General features: G+C 54.5%; 12 protein-coding genes. All 12 read left to right on the top strand.

Translation table 11 applies throughout. The features are described 5' to 3' along the window. Positions 1 to 84 precede the first annotated feature (84 nt). Positions 85 to 1,047, top strand: a complete 963-nt coding sequence (locus D3P09_RS08090) for a metal ABC transporter solute-binding protein, Zn/Mn family (protein WP_120108825.1) — start codon at positions 85 to 87, stop codon at positions 1,045 to 1,047. A 33-nt stretch (positions 1,048 to 1,080) separates the two neighbouring features. After that, positions 1,081 to 1,866, top strand: a complete 786-nt coding sequence (locus D3P09_RS08085; RefSeq protein ID WP_120108823.1) for a metal ABC transporter ATP-binding protein — start codon at positions 1,081 to 1,083, stop codon at positions 1,864 to 1,866. Next, positions 1,863 to 2,801 carry a metal ABC transporter permease gene (locus D3P09_RS08080; RefSeq protein ID WP_120108821.1) on the top strand — a complete coding sequence of 313 codons (939 nt, stop codon included), beginning with the start codon at positions 1,863 to 1,865 and terminating at the stop codon, positions 2,799 to 2,801. The genes D3P09_RS08085 and D3P09_RS08080 overlap by 4 nt, the downstream gene beginning before the upstream one ends. Next, entirely contained in the window at positions 2,798 to 3,682 is an 885-nt protein-coding gene (locus D3P09_RS08075) for a metal ABC transporter permease (protein WP_120108819.1), read from the top strand. The genes D3P09_RS08080 and D3P09_RS08075 overlap by 4 nt, the downstream gene beginning before the upstream one ends. A gap of 131 nt (positions 3,683 to 3,813) precedes the next feature. Beyond that, positions 3,814 to 4,560 carry a Cof-type HAD-IIB family hydrolase gene (locus D3P09_RS08070; protein ID WP_120108817.1) on the top strand — a complete coding sequence of 249 codons (747 nt, stop codon included), beginning with the start codon at positions 3,814 to 3,816 and terminating at the stop codon, positions 4,558 to 4,560. 82 nt (positions 4,561 to 4,642) lie between these two features. Continuing rightward, complete coding sequence (locus D3P09_RS08065; protein ID WP_120110607.1) at positions 4,643 to 5,128, top strand: DUF456 domain-containing protein; 486 nt, start codon at positions 4,643 to 4,645, stop codon at positions 5,126 to 5,128. A 46-nt stretch (positions 5,129 to 5,174) separates the two neighbouring features. Next, positions 5,175 to 5,900, top strand: a complete 726-nt coding sequence (locus tag D3P09_RS08060) for a ThuA domain-containing protein (protein ID WP_120108815.1) — start codon at positions 5,175 to 5,177, stop codon at positions 5,898 to 5,900. An 18-nt stretch (positions 5,901 to 5,918) separates the two neighbouring features. Then, positions 5,919 to 7,604 carry a putative polysaccharide biosynthesis protein gene (locus tag D3P09_RS08055; RefSeq protein WP_120108814.1) on the top strand — a complete coding sequence of 562 codons (1,686 nt, stop codon included), beginning with the start codon at positions 5,919 to 5,921 and terminating at the stop codon, positions 7,602 to 7,604. A gap of 132 nt (positions 7,605 to 7,736) precedes the next feature. After that, complete coding sequence (locus tag D3P09_RS08050; RefSeq protein ID WP_120108812.1) at positions 7,737 to 9,353, top strand: copper amine oxidase N-terminal domain-containing protein; 1,617 nt, start codon at positions 7,737 to 7,739, stop codon at positions 9,351 to 9,353. 26 nt (positions 9,354 to 9,379) lie between these two features. Beyond that, the gene (locus D3P09_RS08045) at positions 9,380 to 9,727 is read left to right on the top strand and encodes a thioredoxin family protein (RefSeq protein ID WP_120108810.1); all 348 of its coding nucleotides are present in this window, start codon (positions 9,380 to 9,382) and stop codon (positions 9,725 to 9,727) included. 175 nt (positions 9,728 to 9,902) lie between these two features. Then, complete coding sequence (locus D3P09_RS08040) at positions 9,903 to 10,841, top strand: COX15/CtaA family protein (protein WP_120108808.1); 939 nt, start codon at positions 9,903 to 9,905, stop codon at positions 10,839 to 10,841. Then, positions 10,838 to 12,601 (top strand): UbiD family decarboxylase, encoded by a 1,764-nt coding sequence (locus D3P09_RS08035; RefSeq protein WP_120108807.1) that lies wholly within the window; start codon positions 10,838 to 10,840, stop codon positions 12,599 to 12,601. Before D3P09_RS08040 ends, D3P09_RS08035 begins: the two co-directional genes overlap by 4 nt. The last annotated feature ends 2 nt before the right edge of the window (positions 12,602 to 12,603 follow it).

Genomic DNA, 12,603 nt, shown 5'->3' with positions numbered 1-12,603 from the left:
AAAAGAGGCGTTAGGCTAAATGAAATGGATAGGGGCAAATCCAACTTATACTTTGATGTGACGGGTTCATGAGGAGGCATAGGTATGAAGGCATATCAATTCGGCAATTCCGCCATTAGGCGATTCATGATGACACTCGCGTTTCTCGCTGTATCCATTCTGGCATTGTCAGGCTGCGGTATGGATCCCGGCAGCACGGACAGCGGCAAGCTGCGCATTACGGCTACGACCGGAATGATCGCGGATGCGGCGCAGCATGTCGGCGGCGATTATGTGGAGGTTACGGGATTAATGGGGCCGGGCATCGACCCCCATCTATATAAGGCATCGCAAGGCGATGTCCGCAAGCTCGACCATGCAGATATTATTTTCTACAATGGCCTTCACTTGGAAGGCAAGATGGGCGAAATCTTCGAGAAGCTGGAGGAGAGGAAGCCGGTAGTGGCTGTTGCCTCCAAGCTGACAGAGTCCCAGCTCCTCGGCAATCCCGCCTCGACGGGAGAAGCGGTGCATGACCCGCATATCTGGTTCGACGTGAAGCTCTGGATGTCCGCCGTTGAAGTCATCAGGGACACGCTTGCCGAGAAGGATCCTGCGCATGCCGAGCAATATGCGGCCAATGCCGAGGCTTACCTGGCGGAGATGGAGAAGCTTGACGCCTACGCGCGGGAGCAGATTGCCTCCATTCCGGAGAAGAGCCGCATTCTGGTTACGGCGCATGATGCTTTCGGATATTTCGGGAAAGCATACGGTCTGCAAGTCACAGGGCTGCAGGGAATGAATACGATGTCGGAATACGGCTCCAAGGATGTCAGCGAGCTGCGGGGGTTTCTGGTGGAGCATGGCATCAAGGCTGTATTTATCGAATCCAGCGTATCCTCGAAGTCTATCGAATCCGTTATTGAAGGAGCCAAGAAGCTGGGGCATGAGGTTCGGATCGGCGGAGAATTGTTCTCCGATGCGATGGGCGATAAGGGAACGCCGGAAGGCACCTATCTAGGCATGGTGAAACATAATGTTGACACGATTGTCGAATCGTTGAAATAACGTTTGGTTGGAGAGAGAAAGGAAGTGGCCTTTATGAGTCAGACAGCGAAATCGGTGTTTACGTCAAGCGAGGCTGCGGCGCCTTTGTCCGTAAGCGGGCTTAGCGTGGCCTATCAAAAAAAACCAGTGCTCCGCAACGTTTCCTTTCAGGTGAAGGAAGGCGAGCTGATCGGCATCATCGGGCCGAACGGAGCGGGCAAATCAACTATGATGAAGGCGGCGCTTGGACTGATTCCGGCGATCAGCGGAGAAGTGCTCGTCTATGGCAAGCCTTACAAGGAGCAGCGCAAGCTGATCGGCTACGTGCCGCAGCGCGAGTCCGTCGATTGGGACTTTCCGACGAATGCGCTGGACGTCGTGCTGATGGGCACATACGGCAGACTGGGCTGGTTTGGCCGGCCGAAGGCGAAGGACAAGGCGCATGCGCTGGAATGTCTGGAGAAGGTAGGCATGGCCGAATTCGCCGACAGGCAGATCAGCCAATTGTCCGGCGGACAGCAGCAGCGCGTATTCCTGGCAAGGGCGCTGGCGCAGAACGCCAAGCTGTATTTCATGGATGAGCCTTTCGCCGGCGTAGACGCCGCAACAGAGAAAGCGATTATCACTTTGCTGCAGGAGCTTAAGAAGCAAGGAAAGACGGTTATCGTCGTCCATCATGATCTGGCGACCGTGGAGCAATACTTCGACTCGGTGCTGCTGCTTAATGTAGAATTGCAGGCGTTCGGGCCGACAGCCGAAACCTTCACACAGGAGAAGCTGCAGCGCACTTACGGGGGCAGATTGGCATTCCTCGATCAAAGCCGGGGTGATCGGTCATGAAAAACTTCATGGAGATGATGGCCGATCCCAACATGCAGTGGATTTTCTTCGGCTGCATGCTGCTGGGGCTTAGCAGCGGCGTAATCGGCAGCTTCTCGTATCTGAGGAAGCAGAGCCTCGTAGGGGATACGCTGGCCCACGCCGCGCTGCCGGGCATTTGTATCGCATTTATGCTCACGGGCATCAAGTCAATCGGAGTGTTTCTGATCGGCGCCGGAATCGCTGGCGTAATCGCGACCTTCGGCATCGGCTACATTACGCGCCACTCCAGACTGAAGCAGGATGCGGCGCTTGGCATTGTATTATCGACATTTTTCGGATTAGGTATCGTTCTTCTTACCTTTATTCAACATGGCGCGTACGGCAATCAAGCGGGTCTGGATAAATTCCTGTTCGGGCAAGCGGCTGCTATGGTCGGCTCTGACGTTGTAACGATGTCGATTATATCGGTATCGCTTGTGACGATTTGTACGCTCTTATTCAAGCAATTCAAGCTTATATCGTTCGACCCGGGCTTTGCGAAAGGCATCGGCTATCCGGTAGCTTTCCTGGAGCAGCTGCTTATGCTGTTGATCGTGGTTGCCGTCGTTGTCGGCATTCAGGCGGTCGGCGTCGTGCTCATTGCCGCTTTGCTTATTACGCCGGCGGTATCGGCCAGATACTGGACGAACCGGCTAGGCATTATGGTTGCCCTGTCCGGCCTGTTCGGCGCTCTGAGCGGCGCGCTCGGCACATGGATAAGCTCCTCGGTATCCAATCTGCCGACAGGCCCTGTCACCGTGCTTGCCGCAACTGCATTTTTCTTGCTGTCCATTTTGTTCGGCCCTCAGCGCGGCCTGATTGCGAAGCGTCTGCTTCGCCTTCGTGTGAAGAAGCGCTATATGATGGAGGGAGAGCTGCGGGCTGAGCGCATGAAAGGAGAGACGGCCCTATGAGCGACTTCTGGATTTTGTTGACCGGTTCTTTAGTGGCCGCTTGCTGCGGCATTGTCGGGGTGTTTCTCGTGCTTCGCAAGATGGCGATGATCGGAGATGCAATCAGCCATTCCGTAATGCCCGGCATCGTTATCGCTTTTCTCATCAGCGGCTCCAGAGATTCGTTATTGATGATGTTCGCCGCACTCCTCTTCGGCGTATTGACCACGTTCCTGATCGGCATGTTCCAGCGGAGCGGCATTCAGTCGGATGCATCCATCGGAGTGGTCTTCACAGCTTTGTTCGCCATTGGAGTTATTCTGGTCAGTTTGTTCGCGCGCCAGGTGCATCTGGACCAGGATGCGATTCTATACGGCGAGATCGCATTCGTCCATTGGAATATATGGGAGCTTGGCGGGGTCGATATGGGCCCGAAAGCAGTATGGCTGCTAGGCTTTACGCTGGCTGTCATCATCGCGGTAATCGCCGCCTTCTATAAGCAGTTCAAATTATGCTCCTTCGACCCGGCGCTCGCCGCAGCGATCGGGATCCCGGTTGCATTGATCCACTATCTGCTCATGGGACTCGTATCCATGGCGACGGTCAGCTCCTTCGAGAGCGTTGGAGCGATTCTCGTTGTAGGGCTGCTCATTATTCCGGCATCCACTGCGTATCTGCTGACAGACCGGCTTAGCGCCATGCTCTTTATCAGTGTGGCTGTCGGCGTCGCAAGCACGTTCCTGGGGTACGGCGTATCGGTGCTGCTGGATGCTTCGATTGCAGGCTGCATGGTATGCGCGGCAGGCTTCCTCTTCGTGCTGGCCTTCCTGTTCTCGCCGTCCCACGGGCTGGTTGTCCGCAAGCTCAGACAGCGTTCGCTGGCTGCTTCCGTGAATGCGTAATCCATAGCAGGATTAAGAAGAGACCGTCCCCCGGCATACCGGGGCTGGCGGTCTCTTTTTCGTTTGGTTTTTTCGCATCTTAATATGTTAAAATAGGCTGGTACGTCAGGAACGGATAAGGAGATGACAGCATGACGAAGTACAAATTGATTGCACTGGATATGGACGGAACGCTCTTGAACGAGCAAAGCGAGATCAGTCCGGAAAATGCCGAGTGGGTGCAGCGCGCGCTGGACGCCGGCATCACGGTCAGCTTCTCAACAGGCAGGGGCTTCGCCAGCGCGCTGCCTTATGCGGAGCAGCTGAAGCTGACGACTCCGATGATCACGGTGAACGGCGGCGAGATTTGGACGGAGCCTCATGTGCTGTACAAGCGGACGGAGCTGAGCCCCATCTATGTGCAGCGGCTGCACGAGCTGGCGCAGCAATATCCCGAAGTGTGGTTCTGGGCTTATACGACAGGCGAGATCTACAACAAGGAGCGCTGGTTCGATGCTTCCCATAACTATGACTCCTTCCATTGGCTCAAGTTCGGCTATTATACAGAAGACGATCGGGCGCTGGAGCTGATTCTGGCCGAGGTGCAAACCTGGGGCGGGCTGGAAATCACCAATTCCTCGTTGCAAAATATCGAGCTGAATCCGCTAGGCGTCTCGAAGGCAAGCGCGCTTCGGGAGCTCTGCGAGTGGATGGGCATCGACATGTCGGAGGTGGTAGCGGCCGGGGACAGCCTGAACGATATTGCCGCCATTCGCGAAGCGGGCCTTGGCGTGGCGATGGGCAACGCGCAGGATGCCGTGAAGGAAGCGGCAGATGTCGTGACGTTGTCCAATCAAGAGCATGGGGTGGCGGAATTGATCAAACGCTACGTCTTGTAGCATCATCCGTATACGTATAGTGTCACACGGATAAAACCTGTGCCGGCTCATTCATAACCTTAAGGGGAGATGAAATATGTTTTTGGACATTTTGGGATGGACGCTAATTATATTGCTGTTCATCATCGGCATGGCGGGAACCATTTATCCGATACTGCCGGGGGCCATCGCAATATACGCGGCCTACTTTGTATACGGGCTGTTTTTTTCATTTGAGCCGTTCGGCGTGTTTTTCTGGATCATTCAGTCGCTGATCTTTATCGTGCTGTTCATCGCGGATTATGCGGTTAGCGCATGGGGAGTCAAGCGGTATGGAGGGACGAAGGCATCGATCATCGGAAGCACCATCGGCCTCATAGCGGGACCGTTTGTCATTCCGGCCTTTGGCCTCATTATCGGTCCTTTCGCAGGCGCGGTAATCGGAGAGATGATTGCAGGCGCGAACCTCGAGCGTTCGCTCAAGGTAGGCTGGGGCTCGCTGGTAGGCTTGTTTACAAGTGTCATCGTCAAGATCGTTTTGCAAAGCGCCATGATCATTCTGTTTGTATTGTGGCTAATCTTCAACTAAGTTGACGGCATGGGAACCTATACTACATTAAAGGCGGTAATTGGATATGGTAAAAGTAACAGTATGGAATGAATTCCTGCACGAGAAGCAGCATGATGAAGTGAAGAAAGTATACCCGGACGGCATTCACCAGGCGCTTGCGAAAGGCATTGCCGCCGGCGATATTGAAGTTGCAACCGCAACGCTGGAAGAGCCGGAGCATGGCTTGACGGAAGAGCGCCTTAACGAGACAGACGTCCTGATCTGGTGGGGCCATATGGCGCATGACCAGGTGGATGACGCGATCGTGGAGCGCGTGCAGCAGCGTGTGCTGAATGGCATGGGCCTGATCGTGCTGCATTCCGGACATTTCTCCAAAATATTCAAAAAGCTCATGGGAACGGGCTGCGATTTGAAGTGGAGAGAAGCGGGAGAGAAGGAGCGTCTATGGGTCGTCAACCCTGCGCATCCGATTGCTGCCGGCTTGCCTGAATATATTACGCTGGAGAACGAAGAGATGTACGGCGAGCACTTTGATATTCCGGCTCCTGACGAGCTGATCTTCGTGAGCTGGTTCGAAGGCGGGGAAGTATTCCGCAGCGGCTGCACATTCAGCAGAGGACAGGGCAAAATCTTCTATTTCCGTCCAGGCCATGAGACGTATCCGACCTATTACAATCCGCAAGTACTGCAAGTGATCCAGAACGGCATTCGCTGGGCGGCTCCGTCCCATGCGTCTGCTCCTGTACGCGGCAACCATCAGCCGCTGGAACCGATCTCAAACCAATCGTAAGGGGACGAGCCGACCGTTATGCTGAAGAAAGAATCCCTGTTAAAGGGCACGATTATACTGGCGGCGGCAGCGCTCGTCGCCCGGTTTCTCGGCTTGTTCCAGCGCATACCGCTGGATTATATGCTTGGGGACGAAGGCAACATTGCCTTCACGAATGCGAATCAGGTCTATATGATCGTGCTGATGATCGCAACGGCCGGCTTCCCGAGCGCCATCAGCAAGATGGTGTCGGAGCGTTATGCGCTGGGGCGGCCGGACGAGGCGCAGCGCATCTATCGCGCCGGCCTTCTATTCGGTCTGGTGACGGGCTTCATACTGGCTATCGCCTTGTTCGCGCTGGCGCCCTTATATGGCGCCATATCCAAGGAGCCGGGCAGCGTTATGGCGATTCGCGCCATCGCGCCGGCGCTCCTGTTCTTCCCTCTTGTCGCGATGATGAGAGGCTACTTCCAGGGACGTCAGATGATGTCCGTCGGCGGCACATCCCAGATCGTAGAGCAATTCGCCCGCGTTATTCTGGGCCTTCTGCTCGGCTGGCTGGTGCTGGAGCTGGGTTGGGGCGACCAATGGGCGGCAGCGGCGATTACGTTCGGCAGCGTATTCGGCGGTATCGCCGCGTTCGCTGTCATGCTCAGATTCGCCCGCAAGCTGAAGAAGCAGGACTCTGCAACTGCGAAGCCCGTCCGCCGGATGAATGCGGAGGCTTCAGCTGCGCTTATGCCATCCTTCAGCTCGAATGCTTCAAAGTCTTCGAAGTCTCCCGTCACGCTTAGCAAACGCGGTATTTACAAAGAGATATTGAGCATGTCGATTCCATCGCTGGTAACGTCGATGTCGATCAATCTCGTCCTGCTCTTCGATGTTATGCTATTCAACCGTCTGACCGAAAATTACTATACGCTTGCCGAAGCGTCGGCGGTGGCCGCCGACTACGGCATTAAGGCGATCTCCCTGGCGGGCATTCCGCCGATTCTGGCGATCGCGCTCGGGTCTTCTATTATTCCGATCATCTCATCGGCCTTCTCGCTGAAAAATATGGATGAGGTTCGCCGCCAAGCTTCCATGGTGATGAGGATTGTATGCTTCACAGGCGTTCCTGTCGCCCTGCTGCTTACGGTAGCTTCGACATCGGTTACAGGCTTGCTGTTCTCCGGACCAAGCGGCAGCGGACCAGTAGCGGCCTTGTCAGCCGCAGCTATTCTGCAAATTACGATGATGACCTCCAATTCGATCATCTACGGCATGGGCAAGCCGAGGACGTCAATGACGCATACGCTGATCGGGCTGGGGCTTAAGGTTGCCGTCAGCATTGCGCTGGGGCCATTCCTTGGCATCTATGGGCTTATCATCGGCTCGGCGGTATGCTTTATCGCAGTAACCCTTCTCAATCTGAGAAGCATCAACGGCATCGTGAAGCTTCAAGTGCTTGGCGCCCGGTGGTTACCGTATATCGCCGCTGTAGCGCTATCGGCGCTGGCTGGCTGGGGTGCCGAGCTTGGCGTCTTGAAGCTGACGGGCGCTTGGCCCGGCAAGCTGTCGTATTTGCTGGCTGCTATAGCTGCAGCGGCCGTGGTCGGCGGATTGTACGTCATCCTGCTGCTCGCGCTTCGCGTAATTAGACCAGAGGATGTTACGGCGCTCCCTAGGCCGCTTAGGGGACCGTTCAATAAGCTGCTTCGAGTAGTTCAGCGTACAGGCGCTTAATCTGCCAAAAAGATGCAACGGAATTTGATAATCGTTCCAAATTATCCATTCCAGACATTTACAATCTATCAACCTCTCAAGTACAATAAGTTCAGTTCATTTATATGTACATAAGAGAGGGAGAGATACGAAATGAAGAAATGGCTGAAAGCCAAACGGCTGACCATGCTGATGCTTGCCATGACGGTTTTGATCGCGGCAGGCTGTCAGTCGGTGGGCGGACTGGACCTGAACCAGACGCTGAAGAATGCGATGAAGACTACATCAAGCGAAAGCAAAAGCACGCTGGAATTCAAGCTGAATCTGGATGAGAAGGCTATTAAAGACGCAATTGAGAATGAAGAAATGACGGATGAAGACGTTGAGCTGCTTCGTTTGTTCTCTAATGTAAAGCTGGAGCTTAATCAGCTGCAGGCGGGCCATACCCGCATGTCCGTTGACGGTAAGCTTACGCTGGGAGAGAAGCCTGTATCGGTAGGATTCTCGGCGAAAGCGGATGAGAAGACGCTTGTCATTGAGCTGGAAGGCGCGAAGCAGCCGTTCACATTCGATCTGACAGGCAGCACATATCTGGAGCTGAATGGCATTGATCCGGAAGAAGCGGCATTGCCGGAAGGCGTCGATGAAGAATCGATTGCGAAGCTGGGCCTTGATATGGCCGATATCATTGCTAATTACGGCATTACCAATCTGCCTAACCCGAAGGATCTGAAAGTTACGCCTGTATCGGAGCCGATCAACGGCGTTGAGACCGGTCTGATGCATGTACAATTCAGCATGGACAGCAAAGGTCTGTGGGATTGGGCAGGCTCGTACCTGGATGCGCTGATCGCTGACCGCGCAGGCTTGCAAGCCATGATCAAGGGCATATTAGAATTGTTCGAGTCGAACAAGGCGCTGATGGAGTCCATGGGCGAGAGGGATCTGTTCGGTACTGGCGGACTTGACGCGCCAACGCTGAGCGAGCAAGCGGACGCTGCGGCTGCAGAGATCGAAGAACTGCTTGTTTCCTTGCGCGATGGCATGAAGAGCATGGAGAAGGAAGACAAGGAATGGCTTGACGCTTTCTTCCAAGAAGCGCTTAAGCTGAATGTCGACGTCTATGTGGACAGCAGCCTGAATATCCGCAAGTCGCAATACGACCTCAGCTATACGCCATCGGCGGCAGATGAAGAGTTCGATTTGCCGTTCAAGGGATTGTCGCTCAAAGCGGTTACCGAGCAATGGAATGTGAACGGAGACGTGAAGCCTGCGGCTCCTGTAGTGACGAAGGATGCGATTTCGCTTGAAGAAGCGGAATACATGCAAGGCTACGACATCGTGAAGTTCTTTGAAGAGGACTCCTTTATCTATGATCTGTTGAAAAACAAGCTGCACATCACACAGCAAAGCTACTACGGCTTCCCTGAGTCGTTCTATAACCCGCCGATTATTATGCCGGGCTATATCACAATGGTAGCGGTTCGCGATGTGGCCGAAGACTTTGGCGCTGAAATCGCCTATGACCCGAAGACTCGCGCCATTACATTGACAGACCGCGGCACGGACACAACGATCCAGTTCAAGTCCGGCAGCGACACGGTTGTCGTCAATGGCGTCAAAGAAGTATGGCCGCTGCCTGCTACGGTAATTGACGGTACGACTTATGTGCCTGCCCGCAAGCTGGCTGAGGCATTAGGCGCAACTATCGAGTGGCAGTCGTTCTATGACGACGGAGACAAGGTGCTTGTCATCGAGCGTGAATTGTAAAATACGCTTTGGAGGTAACATAAGCCATGCATAAACTGAAGACAGAAGCCGAGTTCAGAGATGCGGCAGCCGGCGGAGAACTGACGATCGCCGTATTCAAGGCGACCTGGTGCAAGGACTGCCACTTTATCGATCCGTTTATGCCGGATGTAGAGAAGCAGTACGAAGGCCGCGCCCGTTTCTTCGAGATTGACCGCGATGATTTGCCGGATCTGTGCTCGGAGCTGAATATACTGGGCATTCCAAGCTTTATCGCTTTCCGCGACGGCAAGGAATTGATCCGCTTTGTCAGCAAGCTGCGCAAGTCCCGTGAAGAAATCGAGGAGTTTGTGGATCGGGCTATTGCGGTAAGCGATAATCTGGCACAAGCTTAAGTCAAAGGAATGGCATACTAAATCCGTATGGTACCCGGCAACGCGTCAAGCCGAACCATGCGGATTTTGTTTTTATAGGATGAAAGGCCGAATCGTCACATTTTCAACATGGCTTTTGCCCAAGCTTATCGCTATAATTGAAGGGTCATAACTTACGGAAAATAGGTGATTTTTTATGGTAACCGGCCGTTTTCGCGCGTTTGCTATCGCATCGTGCATCGGAATGCTGCTCGTACTCTTAGCCGGGGCTTTGGTCACGAATACTGGTTCTGGCAGAGGCTGCGGTGACGATTGGCCGCTCTGTCACGGCAAATTCATTCCTGCTTATACCTTCGAGTCTATGCTGGAATACTCCCATCGTGTTGTCAGCGCCCTGGAGGGCATCCTTGTTCTTGGCGTTACAATCGCCGCGTACCGCATGTACAAACGAAATCCTGCTGCATACAAGGAACCGTTGTATTATGCAGCATTTGCACTGCTGTTTACCGTAATTCAAGCGCTTATGGGAGCGGCTGCCGTCTTATGGCCGCAATCTCCGCCCATTATGGCCATTCATTTTGGCATCTCAATCGTGGCGTTCGCCGCTACGATGCTGCTGGTCATCTGGACGTACCGCGTTCGCAAAGGGCCGCAGAAGACGTTTGTGGTGCCTAGATCGATTCTGCCCCGCGCCTTGATTACATCGGTGTATTGCTATGTGGTCATCTACCTGGGCGCCTTCATCCGCCATACGGAATCGGCAGGCGGCTGTGAAGGTTGGCCGCTGTGCAACGGACAAGTGATTCCGGAGATGACAGGAGCGACCGGCATTGTCTTTATTCACCGGGTTGCTGCTTTAATCCTGGCCATTATGATTGCGGGCTTGTACTACCATGTGCGGAAGGTAACCTCCGATGGCGAGGGATTGACTAGCTCCGCAGGCTGGGTGCTGCTCTTGATTGTCGCTCAAGTGATGAGCGGCGCATGGCTGACGGCAACCGTCAGTAACGAGAACCTGTTCATCTTCACAAGCTTGGTTCACAACTTGATTATCGTAGCGCTATTCGGCATATTGATGGACATGGTCATACGGTCATGGCGGCTTAGAGAGCGGGAAGGAAGTGGGAAGCAATGACGTTCGCGAATTTGCGCGAGTTTCTGGAAGTGCTGAAGAAAGACGGCGATCTTAAGATCATCGAAGCTCCGGTTGATCCCTATCTGGAGCTGGCGGAGATTCATCGCCGCGTTATCGAACAGGAAGGACCGGCGCTGCTCTTTACGAATGTAAAGGGCAGCCCTTTCCCTGTCGTCACGAATCTGTTCGGTACGAGCAGACGGGTCGATCTGGCATTCGGTCCAAGACCTGAAGAATTAATGAAGCAGATCGTTGGCGCGACGGAGCGGATTATGCCGCCGACGCTCAAGGCGATCTGGGGCGAGAAGCAATTGATTCTCGATATGATGAAGGTAGGCATGAAGGATGTGCCGGCTTCGTCGGCGCCGATTCTGGGAACGCTTAAGAGAGACCGCCCATTGGCAGGGCTGCCTGCTATAACAAGCTGGCAGGAGGACGGCGGTCCATTCGTTACTCTGCCGCTGGTCTACACAGAGAGCATGGCTTCCCGCAAGAAACATAATCTAGGCATGTACCGGATGCAGATCTTCGACGATTCTACCACCGGCATGCACTGGCAAATACATAAAGGCGGAGGCTTCCACTACTATGAAGCGGAGCAGCGGGGCGAGGCGCTTCCTGTAACCGTATTCCTGGGCGGTCCTCCGGCGCTTATCGCATCGGCGATCGCTCCGCTGCCGGAGCATCTGCCAGAGCTGCTTATGGCTTCGCTTATACTGGGAGAGAAGCTGCCCGTTGTTCAGAACCCGCAAGGCGGGCATCGCATACCGGCGCAAGCGGAATTTGCGATCAGCGGCAAGGTGCCTCCGCATCTGCGCAGACCGGAAGGCCCGTTCGGAGACCACTTCGGCTACTATTCCCTGATCCATGATTTCCCTGTATTCGAGGTTGATCATGTGTGGCATCGTAAGGATGCGATCTATCCGGCTACAATTGTAGGCAAGCCTAGACAGGAAGACTATTATTTGGGCGAATACCTGCAGCGGCTGCTGGCGCCGGCGTTCCCGATGGTGATGCCCGGCGTGAAGGAGCTATGGGCCTATGCGGAAGCTGGCGTGCATGCGCTTGCGGCTGCTGTGGTCAGGGAGTCGTATTCCCGCGAGGCGCTCTCTACCGCATTCAGCATTCTGGGCCAAGGGCAGCTGACGCTGACCAAATTCCTGATGCTGACGGATCAGCTGATTGATCTGTCGAGATTCGATGTGCTCCTTGAGACGGTGCTGGAGCGCTTCAATCCGGCAACCGACCTGTTCGTCTTCGACGAGACGTCTCATGATACGCTGGATTACACGAGCGGCAAGCTGAACCATGGCAGCAAAGCGGTTATGCTTGGCGTAGGCAGCCCTGTCAGGGAGCTGCCTAAGGCCTATACGGAAGGCGTTATTGGAGAGATCGATAATGCTCAAGTATATTGTCCTGGATGCCTGGTCGTATCCGGGGCTTCATACGAAGCGGAGCCGGAGCTTGCCAGCCGGCTGCTGGAGCGCCTCAGCGAGAAGGGTACAGAATGGCCGCTGGTTATTCTGGCGGATGACGCCAATATCGTGAAGGGGCAGACGGCATTCCTGTGGACGGTCTTCACGCGCTTCAATCCGGCCGATGACATCTATGCAATGGCTGATGTGCGCAGACATCACTTCGGCTACAAGCTGCCGATCGTGATTGATGCCCGCATGAAGCCGGGTTATCCGGACGAACTGTTCCCGCGTGAGGATATCGTGAAGCTGGTCGATACGCGCTGGAACGAATACAAACTATGATT

It is taken from the genome of Paenibacillus pinisoli (assembly GCF_003605435.1).
GTDB lineage: Bacteria > Bacillota > Bacilli > Paenibacillales > Paenibacillaceae > Pristimantibacillus > Pristimantibacillus pinisoli.
Note: the sequence above shows the minus strand (reverse complement) of the source record. Positions and strands in the feature narration are given on the sequence as shown.